The following is a 22,680-nucleotide window of genomic DNA, read 5'->3' as shown; positions in this document are numbered from 1 at the left end:
CACTTCGCCACGGTGCTCGGCGGGCAACAGGGGCAGGCGGAAGGGACGGGCAGGTCGGCCGCCGGAGCCGCCTGGCCCGGTCTGACCAGGCGGCTCGCGGGACGTGACGGAGCGGGCGCGGGCCTCTTCGCCTACCTCGGGGGCGAGGGCGGGCGGAGCTCCACCAGCCGGTCCTTCCAGAGGTTCTCGATCTCGCGGAGGCTTTCGAGACCGCCGGGAGTGTCCACGTTCAGGCCGAGGTCGCCCAGCGACGACCGGCCGTCCGCCTTCCGCAGCGTCTCGAAGGTATGGTCGCCGATCTCCGCCGAGCCGGCGGTGGCGTGGTTCGCGGTCAGCCGGGCCCTCTCGGCGCCTCCCGGGGTGATCGTCCTCTCCAGCCGGGCGGAGCGCGGCAGGCTCGGTACCAGTCCCGTCAGGTCGCGGAGGTCGCCGCCGGTCTTGGTGGCGATGACGTCCCCGATCACCAGGTGGTCCAGGCGGGTGGTCAGGAAGCAGCGGATCGCATCCTCCACCGAGTCCACGATCGGCTCGGCGTGGTTGTTGAAGGACGTGTTGAGCAGCACGGGCACGCCGGTCCGCCGCTCGAACGCGTCCAGCAGCCGCCAGTAGCGCTCGTTGACCTCCCGGTCCACCGCGTGGACCCGGGCCGTGCCGTCCACATGGGTGATCGCGGCCAGTTCCGACGCCCTCTCCGCGCGGACCGGGACGGTGAACACCATGAAGTCCGGCGCCGGGACGTCGGACGGGTACTCGAAGTAGTCCCGCAGGCGCTCGGCCTTCACCGACGGCGCGAACGGCCGGTAGGACTCCCGGTTCTTGACCATCAGGTTGATCCGGCGGTGGTTCTCCGCCGGGCGCGGGTCCGCCAGGATGCTGCGGTTGCCCAGGGCGCGCGGGCCGAACTCCGAACGGCCCTGGACCCAGCCGACGACCTTCCCGGCGGCCAGCAGTCCGGCCGTCTCCTCCGCCACGTCGGCGGAGCGCCGGAAGTCGAGCAGACCCCGCCATTCGGCCAGTCGCTCCTCGACCTCGGAGTCGCCGGGGATTCCCGGGCCCCAGAACACGTCCCGCACCCTCGCGTGCGGGAGCCGGCCGGCCGATTCCCGGTGGACCTTGAGGGCGGCTCCGAGCGCCGCCCCGGCGTCGTGCGCGGCCGGGTGGACGAAGACCTCCTGGAATCGCCCGCCCGTCAGCAGTTTCCCGTTGAGCGTGCAGTTCTGCCCGACTCCGCCGGCGATGGCGAGCCGCCGGTGGCCGGTGACCCACCGCCAGTGCTCGATCATGTGCAGGGCGAGGTCCTCGGTCGCCTGCTGGAGCGCGGCGGCGAAGTCCATGTGCCGCCGGGTCATCTTCTCGCCCTTGCGCCGGGGGACGATGCCCGCCCTGAGCGCGAGCAGCTTGAGCCGGTTGTGGTCCATGTCGAAATGGCCGTCGGAGCGGAGGTCGTAGAGCTCCTCGAAGAGCTTCCGGTAGGTCGCGGGGTCGCCGTACGGGGCGAGCCCCATGACCTTGTACTCGTCGAACAGCCGGTAGCCGAGGATCTCCGTGCCGGCCGTGTAGAGGTGCCCGATCGACCGGTCGATGTCCTTGGAGCCGAGGAGTTCGACCCGGTCCCCGTCGGCGCTGTAGAAGGACGTGGACACGCCTTCTCCCTGGCCGTCCATGACCATCACCAGCGCGTCGTCGTACCCCGACTGCGGATAGGCGGAGTAGGCGTGCGACTCGTGGTGCGGGACGAACGCGAGTTTCTCGTCCGGCAGGTCGTGGCCGAAGAGTTCGCGGATCCGCTCCTTGATCAGTTCTCGGCTCCATTTCACCTCCACTCCGGGATGCTGGGAGTAGAGCTGGAAAAGCACCTTGTCGACCCATTCCTCGGTGAAGAAGAACGCGACCTTGTCGACGTCCGCGATGGTGATGCCGGCCCTGGCCAGCACCGCGCGGACGGCGTCGCCGGGGAACCGGTTGGTGTGCTTGATGCGGCTGAGCCTTTCCTGCTCCACGGCGGCGACCACCCGGCCGTCGTGCAGCAGGACGGCGGACGCGTCATGGAAGAAGTACTCCGGCAGGCGGGGGATGAAGTCCTCGTCGGGCCGGGAGAAGAAGCAGTTGAGCCCCAGTACGTACATCGTCGGCCTCCTTCCTGGGCACCGCGGTCAGCTGTCCGTGGGGACCGCCGCAGAGGACCCCATGCTCGTGCCGTGCGCGTCCAGCGCCTCCACCTTGACAAAGCGGGGCAGCGGGTCGAGGCGTACGGCGGTGTCGAGCCCCTGCCACGCGGCCTCGGCCACCGGCTTGAGGGCGGCCGGCGCGTCTCCGCCGAGCACCCGCCAGCGGGCGACGCCCGTCGCCCCGTTCCAGCTCGCGTGCAGCGCCCCGTCCGGTCCCACGGAGACGGCGGGGGGCGCCGCCGGTTCGGCCGACCAGCGCGACCGGTAGACGCGGTAGCTGCTCCAGCCGGCCGGGAGGGTGGCGTCGAACAGCAGGCGCCCGCTCTTGGCGAACTCGGAGATCCGGCTGCTGGATCCCCAGCTCACGAGCGTGCCGCCGCCGGGCGTCCGCTGGCTTCCGCCCTCGTTCTCCACCGACTGGAGGACGGGGTGGGTGACCTGCCCGAGGAACGCGGCGGTCCGCCGCCGGGCGTCCACCCGGACGCGCACGACACGCGACTCCCAGCCCGGGGACCCCGCGACGCTCCCGTTGTCGAAGATGCGGTAGGTGCCGCGTCCCTCCGGCATGGCGTCGTGCTGCCAGTTGAACCGCACCCCGGCGCCGAGGCGGAACGAGCTGTGGCGTCCGCCGAGCCGCCAGAGCACCGCTCCGGTCTCCCGGTCCACCTTGTAGACGGTGGAGGTGGTGCGGCCGGAGACCAGCAGGTCGCCGTCATCGTCGACGGCCACGGAGTTGACGTGGAAGTAGTCGTAGGGAGCGCCGTGCGTCAGTTCCACGGGCATGTCGCTCTCGGTGATCGGGACGTGCTGGAGGCTGCTCCACCGCATGATGCGGCGGCCGGTGGCGACGTCGATCTCCTCGACGAGGCTGTCCACCGCCTGGCCGTCCTTGGGGCCGCCCACCGGCGTCAGGTCGTACGGCACCGTCCGGTAGCTGGTGACGAGGGCCGTGCCCTTCTCGGTGAGCGCGAACTCGTGGAGGTCGGGCGCGTAGTCGCCGTCGGGCCGGACGGTGGCGATGACGCGGTAGGAGGAGTCGGCGATGTAGCCGACGCCCTTCCCGATGCCGGTGTTGCTGCTCGTGCCCTGCCACCAGGTCAGCACGGGCTTGCCCCGGTACCGCTGGACGCGCAGGTCCGTGGCGAACTGACCGGCGGGGAGGGGGCGGAACCACACCACGCGCCCGCGGTCGTCGAGGATCTGGGGGCCGTGCACGGCGCCGGAGTCCCTGGCGGACTGCGGCGTGGCGAAGAGCAGCCCCGGGGAGGTTCCCGGCCGGTGGGTCACCACGGTGAACCTGGGCACCTCGCCGGTCTGCGCGGCGGGTGCGGCGGGCGCGAGGGCCGCCGCGGACGCCGCCCGCGAGGCGTGCGGCGGGAGGGCGGAGGCTGAGGCGGCGCAGAGGACGGCCGCCATGCCGACACCGCCCAGGGCGGTGGATCGGCGCAGGCTCAAAGAGAACACGCGTGCTTCCTTCCGGAGTGGACGGCGGGCCGTGGTCCGCGGCCGCTCAGCGCTTCGCTCCCTCGGCGGGAGCGCCGATCCACTGGGTGAGGCGCTCCCTGGCCACCTGGTCGGACTCCTGCGCGACGCTTCGCGGCGGCGCCTTGAACAGCCATGCCGACACCCACTCGTCCACGGCGACGTCGCCGCGGTCCATCGCGAGCTTGGCGATCCGCGCGGCGTCGATCACCACGCCGGCCGAGTTGGGCGAGTCCGGGACGGTCAGCTGCATCTCCAGGTCGATCCGCGCGCCGCCGAACCCGCTGCCCTCGCAGCGGATGAACGCCTTCTTGGTGTCGCCGAGGAAGGGGACGAAGTCGGACGGGCCGATGTGCACCCGGTCGGCGGGGAGATCGCCGTCGTAGGCGTCGGTCACGGCCCCGGTCTTGGACTGCTTCTTGGACGCGAGCCGCTCCCGCTCCAGCATGTTGTAGAAGTCCATGTTGCCGCCGACGTTGAGCTGGTAGGTGCGCTCCAGCGCGATGCCCCGGTCGGAGAACGCCCGCACCAGCGCGCGGTGCAGGTAGGTGGCGCCGAGCTGCGACTTGATGTCGTCGCCGATGAGCGGGAGGCCCGCGTCGCGGAAACGCCGGCGCCACTCGCCGGTGGAGGCGATGAAGGCCGGCACGTTGTTGACGAACGCCGTCCCGGCCTCCAGCGCGGCCGCGGCCCACCACTCGGTGGCGCGCTGGGAGCCGACCGGCAGGTAGTTGAGCAGCACGTCGACCCGGGCCGCCCGGATCTGCTCCACGATCTCGGCGGTGCGGTCCCCGGCGGTCTCGGGGGCGAGGCTCATCCGCTCCTGGTAGCGCGTCCCGGCGCCGTCCAGGGTCGGGGCGCGCAGCACCTCCACGTCGTCGCCGATCGGGAGGAGGTCGCCCTGCGGGATGCCGATGTCGAGGTTCTGGCCCGCGGCCCTGGCCGACCACAGGTCCTTCCCCACCTTCTCGGTGTCGACGTCCCAGGCGGCGACGGGCTCCACGGACCCCGCGCCGTAGGGGCCCACGTACGGGAACATCAGCCCGGAGGTCACTTCGGGATTGGCCCGGTAGAAGGCGGTGCCCTCGATCAGCGCACGCGCGCAGTTGCCGACGCCGATGATGCCGATACGAGTCCGAGGAGTGTCCATGTTCAGCCTTCCGCGATCGTTTCGATGAGGGTGCAGACCTGCTCGACCTCGTCGTCGTTCCAGGTCATGGGAGGGCAGGCTTCGGTACCGAGGCAGAGGGTCCCGGCGGCCGCGCGGTCGGTGCCCGGAAGGTCCGGTCGGTCGGTGCCCGGAAGGTCCGGTCCGCCGGGACCGCCGAACGCGGGGTGCCGGTGCAGCGGGAGTGCGCCCCAGCGGTGGGTGGGCACGCCGGCCGCGGCGAGCGCGTCCGCCATGCGGCGCGCCTCCCCGGGGTCCAGGCCGGGGGCGCCGAAGCGCACCTTGTGCCAGCCGGGTTCGGTGCCGTCCGGGGCGTGCTGGCGCCACAGGCCGAGCCCGTCCATCGTCTTGTGCAGCCGGTCGGTGACGTCCCGCGCCCGCGCGACGCGGGCGTCGAGGTCGTCCAGGCGGTGCGCGACCATCGCCATCGACAGCTCCGACGGCCGCCAGTTGTGCCCGCCGGGCCACCGCACGCCCGCGTTCGAGCGGTGCTCCCCGGCCGGCACGCCGTAGTCGCGCAGCTCGCGGAGGCGGTCCGCCAGCGCGGGGTCGGAGGTGGTGACCGCGCCGCCGTCCGGAGCGGTCACCATCTTGGCCGCGGAGAACGACCAGGCGTGGGTGCCGGACGCGCCGACGTGCCGGCCGCCGATCCGGGTGCCGAGCGCCTGGCAGGCGTCGGTGAGCACCGGCCCCCGGTCCAGGCCGTGCGGGACGCCGTGCAGGTCCACCGCGATGACCAGGTCGGCGTCCGCCGGCAGGTCCGGGCCGAGCGTGAGGGTGTCCGGCCGGACCTCCTGGAACAGGAGCGTCGCCCCGATGTGCCGGGCGCCGGTGGCCGTCCCCGCGAAGGTCAGCGACGGCAGCGCCACCCGGGTGCCGCGCCCGGCGCGCAGGGCGTGCAGCGCGGCGTGCAGCGCGGAGGTGCAGCTGTTGAACGCCACCGCGTGCGGGGCGCCGGTGAGGCCGGCCATGCGCCGTTCCACCTCGGCCGTCCAGGGACCGTCGGTCCAGACGCGGGAGCGGGCGACCTCGCCGAGGAGCTCCGTCTCGCGCTCGGTCGGCACGGTCGGCCAGCGGCGGCCGTGCAAATCCATCGAGGCCATTTCACCTACTTTCCATCGTCGGCACGGTGCGAATTCCGGATGAACGGGTGATGGCTGCATTTCGCACCGGGGAAGACCTCGTTCTCGCGGAGATCTCAATTTCCCTGCACCACCCTGAGTCTGCGGTACCGTGCAGCGATTGATAATCCCTTTGTGGTCGCGCTTACGCGCTACCCGGATGGGCATGCCTGACCGAGGTCGCCGCTGTCGCGCCGGACGGCCCGGACCGCGACGAGCACCACCGCGAGCCCGGCGAGGTTGGTCACGGCGATGGTCCCGTAGAGCAGGTCCTGGCTGTGGAAGCTCCGGGCCAGCAGGCCGCCGACACCGATGATCTGCGCCGCGTACACCGCGTTCAGCAGGAGCGCCGCGCGGCCCCGGCCGATCTGCTCCATCACCGTGATCGCCATGAGCACCATGCCGAAGCACAGGTAGGTGGGGCCCACCTCGTTGAGGTAGCGGGCGCATTCGGCGGCCATCCGCGAGTCGCCCGCCATCACCAGCCCGATCACGTCGCGGGCCGTCCAGACCACCAGCGCCACGGCGCCGTAGACGGCGGCCGCGATCCGCAGACCCGCGCCCATCGTGGCCGGGTTCAGCCCGCGCCGTCCGGCGCCGCGCTGCTGGTTCATCACGATGGCCGTCGCGGAGCCGAGCGCGATGGCCGGGATGACGACCAGGCTCTGCACGGTCGCGGCGGCGGCGAACCCGTTGCGGATCCGGGGATCGAACGGGCCCAGCACCCACATCATCGCCAGGTTGGTCGCGAACACCGCCACGTACGAGATCCCCACCGGCAGGCCCACCGACCGCAGCCCGCGCAGCACCTCCGGGCGCCAGCCGACCGGCCCCCGCAGCCCGGCGCGCCGCAGCAGCACGAGGCCCAGCACGCCGCCGGACAGCCCGGCCGCGGCCGTGGCCACCGGCACCGCCATCACGCCGAGCGCCACCGGATCGAAGCCGAGCACGGCCACCAGCGTGATCTCCACGACCGCGTTCGACAGCGTGATCAGCGCCGCGGCGCGGGCCCGGCCGGCGCCGCGCAGGCAGGACGCCGCGAGCACCGGGACGATCAGCGTCAGGTTGGCCGCGGCCATCCAGCGCAGGAACGACACGAACTCCGCGTCGGCTCCCGCGCCCACCTGGAGGAACCGGGCCAGCGCGGGCGCCGCGACGGCGATGACCGCGCCGAGCCCCGCCCCCGCGCCCGCCCACACCAGTCCCGCGCTGAACGCCGCGGCCGGCACGTCCGCCGTCCTCCCCGCGCCGTGCCGGAACGCCGTCGCCGCCTGGTTGCTCACGTCGAAGCTCATCTGGAGCGCGAGGAAGAGGAACGCCAGCGGCAGGTAGAGCGACCGGACGGTCAGGTCGGCGGCCTCCATCCGCGCGGACATGGCCAGCACGACGAACGGCACGATGACCCCCGCCGTCCCGGCGAGGGCCATCGGCAGCGCCAGCCGCAGCACCGCCCGCCGCAGTTCGCGCGGACCGGGCGCCGCCGGGGCGTGCGGCGCCTCAAGCACGGCGCAGCCGACCCTGGACGAGCCCGGTGAAGAGGTTGAGCTTCTGGATGTCGGCCGTGCCCTCCATGAACTCCACGCCGCGGGCGTCCCGCGCCAGCTTGTCCAGGAGCGGGTGCTCCAGGCGCGCGCCCGGCCCGAAGCAGGCGAGCGCCTCCAGCGCGGCGTCCTCGGCGAGCCGCGACGCGCGCGCCTTCGCGGCCGACGCGAGGTACCCGGCGGCGCGGTCGCCGGCGTCCACCGCGACGGCGGAACGCCAGACGAGCTGCCGGACCGCGGTGATGCGGCGCCCGATCCGGTCCTGCCGGTCGCGCTCGCCGGCGGTGAGCGCGCGCCGGCCGTCCCGGACGTACTCGTGCGCGGCGCGGGCGATGCCGAGCGCGAACGCGGCCACGCCCGGCCGCAGCCGGTTGAGTCCCTGGACGGCGGACCACATGCCGCGCTGGGTGGGCTTGAGGTGCCGGCCGAGCACCCTGCAGGGCGGCACGGGGACCTCGTCGAGGTCGACGGCGGCGATCTGGAGTCCGCGCAGCCCGACGGTGTCCAGCGGCTCGGCCCGGAAGCCCTTCGCGGACGTCTCCACGAGGACCGCGGTCACGCCGAGCGGCCCCGGGCGCGTGCGGGCGAAGACGATGCCGAGGTCGGCGCGCGCCGCGCCGCCGATGTAGCGCTTGGCGCCGGTGAGCAGGTACCCGCCCGCGCCGTCGGGGGCGAGCGCGGTCCGCATGGCGCCCGCGTCGGATCCGCGGTCGGGCTCGGTCAGCGCGGAGAACGTCCAGGTGGGGCGCTCCAGGATCCGGGAGTAGAACCATTCCTTCTGCTCGTCGTCGCCGAGCGACTCCATCAGCACGCCCGAGATCACCGGGCCCGGAGCGGCGAGCAGCACGCCCGCGTCGCCGACGGCGATCTCCTCGGCGAACACCACCCGCTCCAGGGTGCCGGTGCCGTAGAAGCGGTACCCGTCCACGACGATGGGATCGGGGTTGTACTCGGCGGGAACCGGCATCCGCGACAGGTAGGTGACGATGGGGACGTCCAGGTGGCGGCGGATGGCCTCCGGGTCGCGGTCGAGTTCCAGGGCCAGCGGCCGCAGGTCCCGCGCCCACTCGCGCGCCCGGCGCCGGATGGCGCTCGTCCGCTCGTCCAGCTCGATCATGCGTCCTCCCCGCCGTCCCGCGCCGGGCCGGTGTAGACGTCGGCGATCAGTTCGGAGATCCGGGCGGTCTGGCCCGGGCCGGCCGCCAGGAAGCTCGAGGCCCCCAGCAGGCGCAGCAGCATCCGGTCGGCGGCGGTGATCTGCTCGTGCAGGTGGGCGAGGGCGCTCGCGCCGAGCGGCTCCGGGCCAGGGGGCTGCGGGCCGGGGGGCCGCGGGCCGTCCAGCATCGCGCCGATCTCCAGGTGCTCGATCAGCGCGTCGGCGACCCGCCCCTTGACCATCTGCTGGTGGAGCAGTTTGGCGTCGCCGGCGCTGCGGCTCCCCAGGTACTCCAGGCAGGCGTCGAGGAGCCGTTCGGAGAGCCCCCACCGCAGCCAGGCCAGCCCGAGCACCCATCGCGGGTGCGTCTCCCCGCGCGCACTCCCCTCGCATCGCAGGGCGACGACGGTGCCGCCTTCCGGAACCTCCAGGGTGTGCAGAACGGTCTCCTTCTCGCGGTCGCGGGGAACGACGGCGCCTCCCGCCCACAGCGACGGGCATCCGTCCGCCAGCTCGGCGGGGACCACGGCGTGCCCGCTGGGGCCGCAGGGCAGCGCGTCCCCGAGGACCGCGCCGTGCAGCCGCGAGATCGCGGGCATGAGGCCCTCGGCGCGCGCGAGCCGCCGGATCTCCGCACCGTCGCGCAGAGAACCGCCGCCGTCGCGGGCCGCGGGCTCCCCCGCGGGGACGGTCGTCGTGGCCTTCATGACTCTCCCTCCACGTCGATCGTGGCGGCGCACAGGTACCCGAGCGCGCGGTCGTAGTCGGCGATGATCAGGCGGTGCGGGTCCCCGTCCGCCGCGAGGCCGGGGAGCACCTCGGCCAGCAGGGCCCAGGGTCCGGTGCACGGGCGTCCCGGAGGCGCGCGGAGGACGTCGGCGCCGGGCGGGACGTCCCGCACCGGGTGGATCCCGTGGCCGGTGATCAGCGTGGTCCGTGCCGCGCCGGGCGGTTGACGCTCCAGCAGCGCCTCGATCTCCGCGCGGACCCGGTCCGGCGGCACGCCGTTGAGGCGTGCGGCCGACGGCGCGCTCGCGGGCCCGTCGGGGCCGAGGAGCAGCGCCACGACGGCGTCCGCGGCGGGCGCGTCGTCGAGCCCGGCGGCCGTGTGCAGGAGGAGCCGCTGGTCGAGCATGACGACCAGGACGTTCTGGAACGCCGCCGCCCGGGTGTACTCGGCGGCCGCCTGGAGGCCGGTGAACGCCGCGGCGACGCCCTGGTCGGAGATGGTGAACGCCAGCGGGTCGCCCGGCAGGGCGTCGGCCAGGAAGCACGACGGCGAGCGGCGCGGCACCGAGTCCGGCCCGACGTTGACGACCAGGACCATGTCCATCGCCCCGGCGAACGGCGGCAGCGACGGCAGGACGTCCTGCACCATCCCGGTGAAGGTGTTGCGCGTCGCGCCGACGAGGACGCCGGGGTCGAAGGGCACGCCGTAGGGCAGGGCGAGGTCGGCCTGGAACTGGTCCAGCCGCGACTCGACGACGTCGGGCCGGAGCGGACCGCCCGGCCCGAACGTCCGGTTCACCAGGCCCGAGAGCCGCAGCGGCCGGCGCCCGGCCGGCGCGTCCCCGGCACCGGCCGGGCGCGGGGACGTGGCGAGGTACATCGCGCCTACTCCCCGGCCTGTTCCGCGGCCTGCTCCTCGACATAGGCGGCGAGCGTGCCGACCGTCTCGAAGTGGTGCTGCTCCAGGGTGCCGGTGTCGAACTCGATGCCGATCTCCTCCTCGATCGTCATGAGCAGCCCCAGCACGGTCGTGGAGTCGAGCCCGAGCTCGTCGAAGAGCCTGCTGTCCTCGCCGATGACGGCGGCGTCGATCTCCATCGCCTCGGCGAGCGAGTCGACGATCGTGGCGACCACCCGGCCGCGGGGCGCGTCCCCGCCGCCCGGCTCCGTCACGCCGGTGTCCAGGGTCGTGTTCTCGGTCACGGTGCTTCCACCTCTCTTGTCGTGCGCGTTCGGCGGGCGACGCTCACCGGGACGCCTCGGGCAGCGCCGACGGCTCGTGCAGCCGCTGCCGCGCCAGGAGGTCCTCCGGCAGGTCGCGTTCTCGGATGAGGAGGTCCCGGCCCTCGTGGACGAGCACCTCCGCGGGGTAGCCGTGGCTGAGGAAGTGCACCGGCGACGCCGTCGGGCCGTACGCCCCGGACCGGTGGACGCCGATCAGGTCCCCCGGGCGGACGGACGGCAGCGGCACCTTCCGGCCCAGCGTGTCGTTCGGCGTGCAGAGCGGGCCGGTGACGGTCCACTCCTCCGTCGCGGGCTCGTCGAGCCGGTTGAGCAGGGCCATCGGGAAGTTGCGCTTGACGAACGACCCGATCCCCACCGCCGCCATGTGGTGGTGGGTGCCGCCGTCCGCCACCGCGAAGCGCTCCCCCATCGACTCCTTGACGTAGCGGACCCCCGCCACGTAGGTGCCGGCCTCGGCGGTCAGGTACCGCCCCAGCTCCATGACCAGCCTGGTCTCCGGATGCCGGGCGGCGAACGCGTCGATCACCGGGTTGAGCCGGGCGGTCAGCGCCGCCGCGTCCAGGTCCGGCTCCCCGTCGAAGTAGCCGACGCCGAGGCCGCCGCCGACGTCGACCATGCGCAGCGGGAACCCGTGCCGCCGGGACAGGCGCTCCGCCAGGTCGAGGATCCGCGCGGTGTTCTCCACCACCACGTCCTCGCTGAGGATGCGCGTGCCCATGTAGACGTGCACGCCCATCAGGCGGACCGAGGGATGGCGCGCCGCCAGCCCCTCCTCGGCGAAGACCTGCTCCTCGTCGATGCCGAACTGGCGGGGCTTGCCCCCCATGGCGAGCCCGGACCGCTTGACCGCGAAGCTCGGGTTGACGCGCAGCGCGACCGGCGCGACCGCGCCGCGGGCGCGGGCCAGCCCGTCCACCAGCGCCAGCTCCGGGAGGGACTCGCACACGATGGCGTGGACGCCCTCGTCGAGGCACGCCTCCAGCTCGGCGCGGCTCTTGCCGGGCCCGAGGAAGATGATGTCCGCCGGGTCCACGCCCGCCCGCAGCGCCGTCCTCAGCTCGGTCAGCGAGGACACCTCCGCCCGCGCGCCGAGCGAGCGGAGCAGCGCGCAGATGGAGACGTTCGGGTTGGCCTTGAGCGAGAAGAAGATCTCCATGGCCGGGGACAGCCGGTCCCGCAGCCCGCGGTAGCGGTCCCGCAGCACGTCGCCGTCGTAGACGAAGAACGGGGTGCCGTACCGTTCCGCCAGCTCCGAGACCGGGATGCGCTGGACCTGGAATTCACTGGATTCGGTTGCCATCTTGAGTCCTCTCCGAGAGCGCGGCGAGCCGACGACCGATCTCGGTGTCCAGCACGGCCGTGCGGGCGGCCGAGTCCGCGACCACCACCCCGTACAGCCGTCCCTCGAACGTCGAGCCGGGGGCCGCCTCGGCGGGGGCGGCCGCGTTGACCGTCGCGTAGTTGTTGACGAGCAGCCCGATCCCGGCGGACGGGTCGAACAGCGCGTCCGCCAGCGCGGCCCGCACCTCGCCGAACGGGAGCCGGCGGCCGAGGCGGACCGGGTAGTGGCGGACCAGCGCCGTCCTCCCCGCGCCGATGAACGCCTCCTGGACGGATGCCAGGTAGGTCGACATGTTGTTGCGCGCGTTGATCTCCACGACGGGATACAGGCCGCCGTCGGGATCGACCATCGCGTCCACCCCCACGACCCCGTGGTAGCCGTCGCCCGCGAGGCACTCGCCCAGCCGCCGGGAGACGTCCTCCAGCTCGGCGGCCTGGGGCGGCGCGAGCCCCGCCGGGATCCGGTGGCCCTTGTGCACCCCGTTCTCCGTGAGGGCCTCCTTGACGAAGTCGAAGTGGACGCCGCCGCTCCGGGCCACGGTGAACTGGTAGTTGAGGTCGGCGGCCTTGGCGACCCACTCCTCGACGACGACCGCGACCCGGTCGTCGCCGGACCGCTCGCCGCGGCGCGCCATCATGCGGTGGAGCCGGTCGAGGCGGCGCTCGTCCCCGACCACCTCGATGCCCTTGCCGGAGACGCCGAAGGCGTCCTTGACGACGACGGCGCGGCCGGTTCGCAGCACGGCGCGGGCGGCGGTGAGCGCCGCCGCCAGCTCGGCCAGGGTCTCGCAGGTCCAGCCGCGCGCCTGGCGCAGCCCGAGCTGATCCGCGAGCCGGCGGCTGTAGATCTTGCTGTTGACCGCCTTGCAGACCGCCGCGGACGGCGCGGCCAGCGGGACGCCGGCCCGTGCGGACAGCCGTTCCTCCAGCTCGGACACCCCGTGCGGGAACAGGACCGCGCCCCGCTCGGCGAGGCGGCCGAGTTCGCCGAGCAGCCGCAGGTCCGCCAGGGCGTCCTCGGTGACGACACGCCGCGGGTCCTGTTCGGCCGCCACGAGCAGGTCCGGCAGACCGAACCCGAGTTCCTCCAGGTAGGCCAGGTAGTCGGGGTCGGGCGCGGCCTTCAGCACGACGTGGTCGCCCTTGCCCGCGAGCAGCACGGCGAACTCGTCCATGCGGTTGACGACGACGCCGCCGCTCCCGAACGGGAGCCTCGGCAGCCCCGCCTCGCCGCGGGCCCACTGGTCCTCGACCTCGAAGTTGCCGAGGAACACCAGCCCGGTGCGGGCGTCGCCGGCGACGGCCGCCTTCAGCCGGTCGCCGAAGCTCCGCGAAACCTTGCGCATGTTCATCCCTCAGTGCTCCAGGACCATCGCCGAGAACGTCGCGCCGAGCCCGACCGTGGCGAGCAGGTACCGGTCCCCCGGGGCCAGCCGGCCGAGGTCGCGCGCCGTCCGGTAGTTGATGAAGGGGTCGGCGCAGAAGCAGTGGCCGGTGACGGGGACGTTGTCGAGGAAGATGCGGTCGAGGGGGAACCCGAGCCGTCTGGCCACGCGCTCCCAGGAGATCCGGTTCACGTTGTGCGGGAACACCCACGCGACGTCGTCCAGGCCGAGCCCGGCGGTGTCCAGCGCGGCCAGCATCACCTCGGCGAGGGCCTCGGTGTAGACCTGCTGGAACTCGGCGGTCAGCTCGTCGGCCACCGCGTTGAAGCGGCCGTGCGTCCGCGCCGCGTACCCGAGCACCACGTCCCGCTCGTCGCGGGTCCCGACGAGCACGGCGGCGCCGCCCTCGCCGTTGATCGCGGTCCCCGGCACCGTCCTGGCCGCCTCGGTGTAGGTCTTCTCGCCGGTGAGGACCAGGGCCAGCGCGTCGGGGTCGCCGTCGGCGGCCAGCAGCCTGCCGCACAGGTCGACGGCGAGCAGCCCGGACGCGCAGGCGTGGTGGGTCAGCGCGAACGCCGTCGCGTGCTCCAGCCCGAGCGCGTCCCGCACGTCGTGCACCGGGTTCACCGGATAGGGGGCGACGACCGGCATGGTCCGCGCCTGGACGACGTAGCGGACGTGCTGCTCCCTGCCGCGCAGCGCGTCGAGCTTGTCGACCGTGGCCATCAGCAGGTCGGTCACCGTGCCGTCCGGCTCGCGGCAGATCTCGGCGAGGCCGAAGAACCGCCGGAAGACCTTGATCTCCGCGGGGGCCAGGCCGAGCTCCTCGCCGACCCGCTCGATGGGCACCCGGTGCGCCGGCAGGTAGGCGGCCACCGCCTCCAGCGAGGTCATCGGGCGTCTCCGGGCGAGCCGATCCGCGCCGCCAGCCCCTCGATGTGCGCGGCGAGCCCGTCGATCGTCGGGTGGTCCCACACGACCGTCGGCTCCAGGACGATGCCGGTGTGGTCCTCGAGGTCGCCGCAGAGGATCAGCGCGTAGACCGAGTCGAGGCCGTAGGCGGTCAGCCGGGCCGCCGGGTCGATGGAGCCGGGGTCGCGCTCGGCGTAGTGGGCCACCCGTTCCCGCAGCCAGTCGCGCAGGCCGGTGACCGGTGACGTCGGGCCGGGACTGTTCATCACTCTCTCCTTGGCGTCGGTGGATGGGGGGCGCCGGGCGGGCGGCGCCGTCACGATGGCCCGTGCCCGGGCAGCGGCCGGTTCGCCAGGCCGAACGTGCGCCGGTCGCGCTGCCGGGCGAAGACCTCCGCCGACAGCCGGCCCGCCTGGTGCTCGGGCGCCGGGCCGGGGTCGCGGCCGATCCGCTCGGCGATGCGCCGCAGCGCTGCCACGGCCCACGCGGGGTCGCGGAGGAACGGGTCGTCGCCGTCCCGGTTGTGGATCCAGATGTTCAGGCAGGCGATGGCCGCGAGGACGGCGGCGTACCGCGCCGCGAGCTGCAGGGCCTCGGGGCGGGCCGCCACGGTGAGGTCGCGGGGCGCGAGCGCCGCGCAGTCGTTGCGCAGGTCGTCGAACTCCGCGGCGAAGACCAGCGCGAGGCAGCGCAGCGCGGGGTCCAGGCCGGGGTCGTCGAGGGCGGTCGCCAGCGAGGTGCTGAACGTGTCGCGCCCGCCCGAGCCGATCGACAGCCGGTCGAACGGGAGCGGCGGCAGCGGCCCGTCCAGGCGGAACAGATCCGCGGGCGCCTCGGCCTCGCCTGGCCAGGCCCTGCGCGCCAGCCGGGGGAGCTGCGGCAGGACCGTGCCCAGGCAGGCGACGCGGGCGGCGTGCCCGAACCCGGCGGGCGCGAGGTCGCGCAGCAGCTTCTGGAAGATGCCGTACGCGCCGTCCCGGAGGTAGGACTGCGCCCCCAGAACCTGCCCGAGCCGGTTCATCGCGTCCATCAGGAGCGTGGCCACGAAGTACTTGGCCGAGGAGGCGTACAGGCTGGCCTCCCCCGGCAGCAGGTGCACCGAGCGCGCCACCGCCGTCGCCATGCAGTCGCAGACGAGCAGATCGGTGAACGCGTCGCCGATGATCCCGCTGATGTGCGGCATCGCGGCGGCGGGGCGGCCGTACAGGACGCGTTCGGCCGCGAACCGCGCGGCGGCGTCGAGACCGCCCTCCAGGACGCCCGCCGCCATCGCGGGCAGCGCGGTGCGGGTGAGCTGGAAGGACCGCAGCGCCGTCTCCATGCCGAGGCCGGGCCGGCCCAGCACGGCGTCGGCGGGGACCGGGCAGTCGTGGAACTCCAGGCCGCCGAGCTGCACCCCCCGCATCCCCGCGCTGTGGAAGCGCGGCAGATCGGTCAGGGCCCCCGGCGGCAGGTCCGCCTTCTCGACCAGCAGCTGGGAGTGGCTGCGGCTGCCGGGGTCGGCGGACGTGCGGGCGAACAGCACCATGGCCGCCGCGCGCCGCGCGTTGGTGACGACCTCCTTGCGCCCGTTGAGCCGCAGCCGCCCGTCCGGTCCGGGCAGCGCGGAGAACTCGGCGCGGGCGAAGTCGTTGCCGTGGGCGAGCTCGTGGTACACCGACGCGACCCGGCGGCCGGACAGCAGCAGGTCGGCCGCGCGGCGGCGCTGGGCGGGGTCCCCGGCCGTCCAGACGTTCACTCCGGCGATGAAGCTGCTCGCGCCGTACCCGAGGCCGAGGCACGGGTCGCGGCGGAAGACCGCCCGCATCACCTCGATCAGGCGGTCCAGGCGGGTCAGCCGCCCGCCGAGCTCCGCCGGCACGAACTCGGCGTTCAGACCGTACTCGTCCAGGGCCCGCTCCCCGTCGGCGAACATCTCCCCCGCCTCGTCCGCGGCGAGGACGGCGGCGTGGCCGAGGGGGTTGGCCGGGTCCCACGGGTCGCCGAGGCGCCGGTCCAGGTCGGCGGGGCCGGGGTGCGCGGCGGTTCCGGTCATCGGGCTCCCCCCAGCCGCGGGCCGACCGGGCGGCCGGCCGCGACGGCGTCGAGAAGCCGGTCGAACACCTCTTCCTCGGCCGGCCGGCCGAGGGGGCGCAGCGACCGCAGCACGAGCGCCAGGCACGCCTCCGGCCACAGCGGATCGTCGCCGCGTGCCCGGTTGTGCGTCCACAGGCGCAGGACGGCCGCGCCGGCCAGGCACAGCTCGTACCGCCGGGCCAGGGCGAAGTGCTCGGGCGGGACGTCGCGCGCGGCGGGCCGCACGAGCGCCAGCGCGCCGTGCAGGCGGTCGCAGCGGTTGGTGAGCTCATCGGCGAGTTCGGCCAGCCGTACCGGGGCCTCGCCCCGTGCCGCCATGGCGTGCAGCTCGACGGTCGTGGCGCGCAGGCCGCGGGTGAGGCTGCACCCGCCGCGGGAGAGCAGCGTGAGCCGGTCGAGCGCGGCGGCGGGCGGCGCCGACGACAGGTCGGCGGCCCGGCGCAGCTCGTCCTCGTGGGCCCCGCCCCGCCGGTGGCCGGCGGCCAGCAGCGGGAAGTGGTTGATCAGGGCGTGCTGGTTGACCAGGGTGCTGCCGTCGAAGATGCCGACCACCCGGTGGTCGCGTTCGAGCTTCTGGAACGCGCCGTGCTCGTGGACCCCGGTCAGGAAGGCGCGGGCGCCCAGGATCTCGCCGCAGGCCGCGAGCAGCGCGTCGACGCGGGCCGGGACGAACGACTTCACCGCGGCGGAGACCACGGCCATCTCCTCGGGCAGCGTGTGCACGAGCCGGGTCCCGAGGACGCTGACGGCCTCGGCCGTGAACAGGGCCGCGTAGCACTCGCCGAGCGTGCGCCGCACGTGCGGCAGCTCGATGAGCCGGTGCCCGTACAGGTCGCGCCGGGCGGCGAAGCCGGTCGCCAGCCGCAGCGCCTGGTCCGCCGCGCCGAGCGACAGCGCGGCGCAGACCGTCCGGGTCAGCTGCAGCGCCTTGAGGACCGTCTCCAGCCCGCCGCCCTCCGCACCGACCAGGGCGTCCGCGGGGACCGGGCAGTCGTCGAGGGCGAACCCGCTGATGTCGGCGCCGCGGATGCCGAGCGTGCGCACCTTCGGCAGGTGCCGGTAGCGGTCGGCGGGCAGCCGCCGCTTGTCCGCGAGCAGCAGGCTGAACCCGCGCTCCCCGCCCTCGGCGGACGTGCGGACGAGCAGGCAGAGCACCGAGCCGCGGGTGGCGTTGTTGATCAGCCATTTCTCGCCGCGGACGCGGTAGCCGGCGCCCTCCCGCGCCGCGGTCATCTCGCCCGCGAGCAGGTCGCTGCCGTGTCCGCGCTCGGTCAGCCCCCAGGACACCGGGACGCCGGCCATGATGTCCGCGCCGAGCGCCCGCGCCTGCTCCGGGGTGCCGGCGACCCACACGGACGCGCCGCCGAGGAACGACTTGGCGTGGCCGATCGCCACGGACAGGTCGCGCCGCGCCACCGACCGCACCGCCGCGAGCAGGTCGTCGTAGCGGGTCAGCGCACCGCCGTGCTCCGCCGGGACGTACAGCCGCGGCAGGCCGAGCCGGTCGAGGTCGCCGCAGATCCGCGCGGGGAACTCCTCGCGCCGGTCCAGCTCCGCGGACCCGGCGTAGGAGATCAGCGCGCCGGGGTCGGCGGGATCGCCCAGCGCGCGTTCGAACCCGTCCAGGTCCACCTCGCCGGCGTCGATGAGGAGGCCGGGCGCCGTCACCGGGCCCCCTCGACGAGCGCGCGCACCGCCGGGGACAGGTCCGCGTGGACGGCGTCGAGCCGCCCCTTCAGGAAGTCCTCGCGCATCAGCCGGCGCTGGATCTTGCCGCTCGTGGTCCGCGCGATCCCGCCCGGCCGGACGAGCACGACGCCCCGCGCGGGCACGCCGAAGTCCGCAGCGACCCGGTCCCGGATCGCGGCGACGATCTCCGCGAGGCCGGCGGGGTCGACGCCGCGGGCCCGGCACTCCCGGACGATCACGACCTGCTCGTCCGGCGCCGGCACCGAGAAGGCCGCGGCCACGCCGCGCGCGAGCGCCGGATGCGCGTCGCGCGTGGCGGCCTCCAGGTCCTGCGGGTACAGGTTGCGGCCGCGGACGATGATCAGCTCCTTGCATCGGCCGGTGACATAGAGCTCGCCCTCGTACAGGACGCCGAGGTCGCCGGTGCGCAGGAAGCCGCCCTCGCCGTCCGCGGCGACGGCGCCGAACACCTCCGCCGTCTCCTCGGGCCGCTCCCAGTAGCCGCGGGCGACGTTGCGGCCGCGGACCCAGATCTCGCCCACCCGCCCGTCCGGGAGGACCTCGCCGGACTCCGGGTCGCAGATCCGCGCCTCCACCGGTCCCGGCCTGCCGCAGCCGACCAGCGGCTGCGCGGCGGGGTCGCCGGCGGCCGGGACGAACTCGCCGCGTTCGAGCGCGGCGGGGTCCACCGGGCTGACCACGGGCGACCGGTAGGCGTTGCCCGAGACGACGAGCGTGGCCTCCGCCATCCCGTACCCGGGCAGCATGGCCGAGGGGCGCAGCCCGGCCGCCGCGAACCGCTCGGTGAACCGGCGGACGGTCGCGGCCCGGATCGGCTCGGCGCCGTTCACCGCCAGCCGCCACCGCGAGAGGTCGAGCCCGGCGAGCTCCTCGTCGGTGACCCGGTCGACGCACATGTCGTAGGCGAAGTTCGGGGCGGGCGAGGTGTCGACGTCGTGCCGGTCGATCAGCGCCAGCCAGGACGCGGGGCGCTTGAGGAAGGCCAGCGGCGGCATGAGCACGCTCCGGGTGCCGATCACGAGGGGGGTGAGCAGCGTCCCGATCAGCCCGAAGTCGTGGTACATGGGCAGCCAGCCGCCGACGGCCCGGTCGGGGTCGACGCCGGTGAGCCGCGCGAAGTTCCGGGCGTTGACGAGCAGGTTGGCGTGGTCGACCACGACGCCCTTCGGGGCGTCGGTCGAGCCCGAGGTGTACTGCAGCAGGGCCGGCGCCCGGGGGTCGGCGGGCGGCCTGCGCCACGCGTCCGCCCCGGGCAGGTCCTCGGAGTCGGGGCTGAGCAGGTCGAGCCCCTCCAGGTCCTGCTCCTTGGCCCAGGAGGAGACCAGGTCGCGGTCGGTGCCGTCGGCCAGGACCGCGGCGACCCGCGCGTCCCGCGCGATGGCGGCCAGCCGCCGCGCCTGCCGGCGGTACCCGTCGGGCGGCGGCGCCGACACCGGGATCATGCCCGCGTACATGCAGGCCAGGAAGGCGCGCGCGAACCCCGGCCCGGTCGGTTGCAGCACCAGCACCCGCTCGCCGGCGGCGAACCGGTCCTGCAGCAGCGCCGCCGCGCGCCGGGCGCCGGTGTCCAGTTCCGCGTACGTGAGGGTCTCCTCGGACCCGGAGCGGAGCGGGTCCGCGCTGTGGACCAGCGCGACCCGGTCCCCGTGCTCGTGCACTCTCGCGCTCATGAGGTCGACGAAGCTCGTGTGCTCGTGCATCCGCTGCCAGCCTCCATCGGGCGAAACGTTCGAGTGACGAGCGTGGCCCGGCGGCGGCGCGCCGAGGAAGCCACAAACGAGCGCGCCATGGATCTGCACGATCGGCATGCCCGAACAGGCACGCGGACGGCGGCGGCCCGGCGCTGAGCTGCCACGACGGTGCTCGCACGAAGGGGCATGGGCCGATGTCCTGCCCGAACGGGCAGTCCCGCGGCGGGCGGTGCGCGGTCTAGCGTGCGGAGCCATGAGGGCTGCGAGTCATGAGGGCGGAGCATGAGGCCCGGCATCGCCGAGCTGGTGGACATCGCGGCGCGGGCCGCGGTCGCGGCGGGGGAACCGCTCGCCGGCCGGTTCCGGGCGGGCGCCGACGCGGACCGCAAGCCGGGCGTCCATGCCCATGACCTGGTGACGCGCGCCGACGCCGAGACCGAGTCCGCCGTCCGGTCCATGCTGACCGCCGCGTGCCCGGGCTCCGTCGTCGTCGGCGAGGAGACCGGACGAGGCGGCGGCGACGGCGGCAGAGACGGCGGCGGGGACGGCGGCTCCCGCGCTCCCGGGGCGCCGGAGGTCCGCTGGATCGTGGATCCGATCGACGGCACGAACAACTTCGTCCGGGGCGTCCCGCTGTTCTGCGTGTCCATCGGGGTCCGGCTGGCCGACGGCACGGCGGGCGGATGCGTCTACGACCCCGTCCACGGGGAGTTGTTCACCGCGGTTCCCGGCGGCCTGCGGCTGAACGGCGGCCCGCCGCCCCCGGTGCGCGGGCCGGCAGACGTGCCGCTGGTGCTCACCGACGTCCCCCGGCCGGGCGTCCCGCCCGATCCCGGGGAGCTGGAGCTGTTCGCGTCGCTGGTGGAGGCCGCCGACGTACGGCGCATCGGCTCCTGCGCGCTGGCCCTGGCGTACGTCGCCTGCGGCCGCGCGGACGTGGCGGCGGTCGCCGACGCGTTCGTCTGGGACACCGCCGCCGGCACCGCCCTGGTCGCCGCCGCCGGAGGCGGGTTCGCCGCCGCGCCGGAGCCGCGCGCCGACCAGCCCGGCGGCATCACGGCGTGGGCGCCCGGCTCCGCCGCCCTCGGACGCAGGGTGGCGGCGGCCCTCGGCGCGGGAGAAGGGACGGACGGCTGATGCGCGACCACACGATGGTGTTCATCGGAGGGCTGCACCGCAGCGGGACCACGCTGCTGGCGTCCATCATGACCGGCCACCCCGAGATCAGCGGGTTCCACCGCACCGGGGCCCCGGAGGACGAGGGCCAGCACCTGCAGACCGTCTGCCCCATCGACGAGCACCACGGAGGGCCCGGGCGCTTCGCCCGCGCGGCGGAGGCGCACATGACCGAGAGCTCGCCGCTGGCGCTGCCGGGCCCGGCCCGCCGCCTGCGCCGGCAGTGGGAGCGCTACTGGGACCTGACACGCCCCGTCCTGCTGGAGAAGTCGCCGCCCAACCTCCTGCGCTTCCGCTTCCTGCAGGAGGTCTTCCCGGGCGCGAAGTTCATCCTGGTGATGCGGCACCCCGTGCCGGTCGGCCTGAGCACCCGCAAGTGGGCTCCGGCGCTCACGGTCCGGGACGTCCTGGAGCACTGGCTGCACGCCTACGACATCGCGTCCAAGGACGCGACGTTCCTGCGGGAGGTCATGACGGTCCGCTACGAGGACCTCACCTCCCGCCCGGAGGAGACCATGGCGGAGGTCGCGGCGTTCACGGGCGTCGGCCCGGGCTTCGACACCGGGCGCGTCGACCCGGAGGGGAACCGGCGCTACTTCGACCAGTGGCGGGGCCTCCTGTCGGCCGGCGGTCTCGAAGGCGAGATCGCGGGCCTGGAGGAGGGGTTCAACGCCTACGGATACAGCCTGTCCGCCGCCGACTCCGGGGAGCCGCGATGCCGTCCGTCCTGGTGATCCATGGGACCGGCGGCCCCCGCCGGTCCGCGGAGTCCCTCCGGCTGGAGTGGCGCACCTCGATGCAGGACGCCCTCGTCCTCGCGGGAGCGCCGGCCGGCCTCCTCGACGACCCCGGCGCCGTCGGCGTCGTCGGCCTCGACGGGCTCGGCGCGCCGGCGGGCCCGCCGTCCCCGACGCCCTGGGAGGAGGCGGTCCTGCGGAGCTGGCTGCGGTCGGCGGTGTTCGACGACGCGGCCGTGGGGCCGCCGCTGACCGCCCTCGGCCGGTCCCGCTACTTCGCCGGCCTGCCGCCGGAGGAACTCCTGGACACGGTGCGGACGATGACCGGGTACCTGCTCGCGGACGAGGGCGGCGAACGGGCGGTGCGCCTGGTCCGCGCGGCGCTCACGCCGGACGTCCGGGTGGTCGTCGGGTCCTCGCTCGGCTCCGTCCCGGCGTTCGACGCCGTGGCCGGTGAGCCCGGCCGCGCGCTCGTCACGGTCGGCTCACCGCTCGCCCTGCGCGACCGGCCGGACCTCCCCGGCGGGCCGCGGCGGCGGCGCCGCCCCATCGCCGCGCCCTGGCTCAACCTGGTGGACGCGGCGGACGCGCTCGCGGGCGGCGACGGGCTCGCGGGCCGCTACGGCGAGGCCGTCCGGGACGTCTTCCTCGACTGCGACCCCCGCCTGCGCGCACCGCGGCCCTACGCGGCCACCGCCGAGTTCGGTCAGGCGCTCTCCGAGGCCGCGGGCCTCGCCGCGGCGGGGACCGCGGCGGCGGGCTCGAACCGCCCGGCGAGCGGAACGAGCACCAGGACGAACGCGGCCGAGGCCAGGTAGCACACCCAGTAGCCGCTCACCGGCGCCACGGCGGCGGCCAGCCCGGTCCCGGCCACGGCTCCGGCGTAGTTGAAGACCCCGACCCGCGCAACGGCGACGCCCTGCCCGACCGGGTCGTGGCGGGCCGCCGCCGCGTACGCGCACGGGGCGACCGCGCACAGGCCGAACCCCGCCGCCGCGAAACCGGCGATGGCCGGCCACGGGCCCGGCGCCGCGGCCGCGGC

At 74.7% G+C, this 22,680-nt stretch carries 19 protein-coding genes and 1 pseudogene; 3 read left to right on the top strand and 17 right to left on the bottom strand.

Translation table 11 applies throughout. From position 1 onward, the window contains the following. Positions 1-131: 131 nt before the first annotated feature. From AB0K34_RS35655 to AB0K34_RS35580, 16 genes are all read right to left on the bottom strand, one after another. Positions 132-2,126, bottom strand: a complete 1,995-nt coding sequence (locus AB0K34_RS35655) for a carbamoyltransferase C-terminal domain-containing protein (RefSeq protein ID WP_364553252.1) — start codon at positions 2,124-2,126, stop codon at positions 132-134. A 27-nt stretch (positions 2,127-2,153) separates the two neighbouring features. Beyond that, on the bottom strand, positions 2,154-3,632 hold the full coding sequence (locus tag AB0K34_RS35650; RefSeq protein ID WP_364553250.1) for an arylsulfotransferase family protein: 1,479 nt from the start codon (positions 3,630-3,632) through the stop codon (positions 2,154-2,156). A gap of 46 nt (positions 3,633-3,678) precedes the next feature. Further along, a complete protein-coding gene (locus AB0K34_RS35645; RefSeq protein WP_364553248.1) occupies positions 3,679-4,800 on the bottom strand; it encodes an inositol-3-phosphate synthase in 1,122 nt (373 codons plus the stop codon). 2 nt (positions 4,801-4,802) lie between these two features. After that, positions 4,803-5,912 carry a DegT/DnrJ/EryC1/StrS family aminotransferase gene (locus AB0K34_RS35640; RefSeq protein WP_364553246.1) on the bottom strand — a complete coding sequence of 370 codons (1,110 nt, stop codon included), beginning with the start codon at positions 5,910-5,912 and terminating at the stop codon, positions 4,803-4,805. A 179-nt stretch (positions 5,913-6,091) separates the two neighbouring features. Continuing rightward, positions 6,092-7,444, bottom strand: coding sequence for an MATE family efflux transporter (locus AB0K34_RS35635; RefSeq protein WP_364553244.1), 1,353 nt, complete (start codon positions 7,442-7,444; stop codon positions 6,092-6,094). Further along, positions 7,437-8,597 (bottom strand): acyl-CoA dehydrogenase family protein, encoded by a 1,161-nt coding sequence (locus AB0K34_RS35630; protein WP_364553243.1) that lies wholly within the window; start codon positions 8,595-8,597, stop codon positions 7,437-7,439. The genes AB0K34_RS35635 and AB0K34_RS35630 overlap by 8 nt, the downstream gene beginning before the upstream one ends. Further along, positions 8,594-9,343, bottom strand: coding sequence for a hypothetical protein (locus AB0K34_RS35625; protein ID WP_364553241.1), 750 nt, complete (start codon positions 9,341-9,343; stop codon positions 8,594-8,596). Before AB0K34_RS35625 ends, AB0K34_RS35630 begins: the two co-directional genes overlap by 4 nt. Continuing rightward, positions 9,340-10,245, bottom strand: coding sequence for a hypothetical protein (locus AB0K34_RS35620; protein WP_364553239.1), 906 nt, complete (start codon positions 10,243-10,245; stop codon positions 9,340-9,342). The genes AB0K34_RS35625 and AB0K34_RS35620 overlap by 4 nt, the downstream gene beginning before the upstream one ends. A gap of 5 nt (positions 10,246-10,250) precedes the next feature. After that, positions 10,251-10,568 (bottom strand): acyl carrier protein, encoded by a 318-nt coding sequence (locus AB0K34_RS35615; protein ID WP_205719236.1) that lies wholly within the window; start codon positions 10,566-10,568, stop codon positions 10,251-10,253. A 43-nt stretch (positions 10,569-10,611) separates the two neighbouring features. Next, positions 10,612-11,910 carry a type III PLP-dependent enzyme gene (locus AB0K34_RS35610; protein ID WP_364553237.1) on the bottom strand — a complete coding sequence of 433 codons (1,299 nt, stop codon included), beginning with the start codon at positions 11,908-11,910 and terminating at the stop codon, positions 10,612-10,614. Beyond that, the gene (locus AB0K34_RS35605; protein WP_364553235.1) at positions 11,891-13,297 is read right to left on the bottom strand and encodes an ATP-grasp domain-containing protein; all 1,407 of its coding nucleotides are present in this window, start codon (positions 13,295-13,297) and stop codon (positions 11,891-11,893) included. Before AB0K34_RS35605 ends, AB0K34_RS35610 begins: the two co-directional genes overlap by 20 nt. A 9-nt stretch (positions 13,298-13,306) precedes the next feature. Then, positions 13,307-14,230, bottom strand: a complete 924-nt coding sequence (locus AB0K34_RS35600; RefSeq protein ID WP_364553233.1) for a ketoacyl-ACP synthase III family protein — start codon at positions 14,228-14,230, stop codon at positions 13,307-13,309. Then, a complete protein-coding gene (locus AB0K34_RS35595) occupies positions 14,227-14,514 on the bottom strand; it encodes an acyl carrier protein (protein WP_364553231.1) in 288 nt (95 codons plus the stop codon). The genes AB0K34_RS35600 and AB0K34_RS35595 overlap by 4 nt, the downstream gene beginning before the upstream one ends. Positions 14,515-14,564: 50 nt before the next feature. Continuing rightward, entirely contained in the window at positions 14,565-16,283 is a 1,719-nt protein-coding gene (locus tag AB0K34_RS35590) for an acyl-CoA dehydrogenase family protein (protein WP_364553229.1), read from the bottom strand. After that, positions 16,280-17,992, bottom strand: a complete 1,713-nt coding sequence (locus AB0K34_RS35585; protein ID WP_364553227.1) for an acyl-CoA dehydrogenase family protein — start codon at positions 17,990-17,992, stop codon at positions 16,280-16,282. The genes AB0K34_RS35590 and AB0K34_RS35585 overlap by 4 nt, the downstream gene beginning before the upstream one ends. Then, a complete protein-coding gene (locus AB0K34_RS35580) occupies positions 17,989-19,734 on the bottom strand; it encodes a fatty acyl-AMP ligase (protein ID WP_364553226.1) in 1,746 nt (581 codons plus the stop codon). Before AB0K34_RS35580 ends, AB0K34_RS35585 begins: the two co-directional genes overlap by 4 nt. Before the next feature lie 273 nt (positions 19,735-20,007). Here AB0K34_RS35580 and AB0K34_RS35575 point away from each other — a divergent pair, with 273 nt between their 5' ends. The 3 genes from AB0K34_RS35575 to AB0K34_RS35565 are packed head-to-tail and all read left to right on the top strand — an operon-like array spanning position 20,008 to position 22,456. Then, entirely contained in the window at positions 20,008-20,862 is an 855-nt protein-coding gene (locus tag AB0K34_RS35575; protein WP_364553224.1) for an inositol monophosphatase, read from the top strand. Continuing rightward, positions 20,862-21,635: a sulfotransferase gene (locus tag AB0K34_RS35570; protein WP_138636532.1), complete on the top strand. Its 774-nt coding sequence runs from the start codon at positions 20,862-20,864 to the stop codon at positions 21,633-21,635. Before AB0K34_RS35575 ends, AB0K34_RS35570 begins: the two co-directional genes overlap by 1 nt. Then, entirely contained in the window at positions 21,617-22,456 is an 840-nt protein-coding gene (locus AB0K34_RS35565) for a hypothetical protein (RefSeq protein WP_364553222.1), read from the top strand. Before AB0K34_RS35570 ends, AB0K34_RS35565 begins: the two co-directional genes overlap by 19 nt. Here AB0K34_RS35565 and AB0K34_RS35560 read toward each other — a convergent pair. Continuing rightward, positions 22,345-22,680, bottom strand: a pseudogene (locus tag AB0K34_RS35560) (MFS transporter); the annotation flags it as partial. The gene AB0K34_RS35565 and the pseudogene AB0K34_RS35560 overlap by 112 nt on opposite strands.

This window comes from Actinomadura sp. NPDC049382, assembly GCF_040677125.1.
GTDB classification, from domain to species: Bacteria; Actinomycetota; Actinomycetes; order Streptosporangiales; family Streptosporangiaceae; genus Spirillospora; species Spirillospora geliboluensis.
The sequence above is the reverse complement of the archived record's forward strand: the minus strand, read 5'-3'. Positions and strand labels throughout refer to the sequence as shown.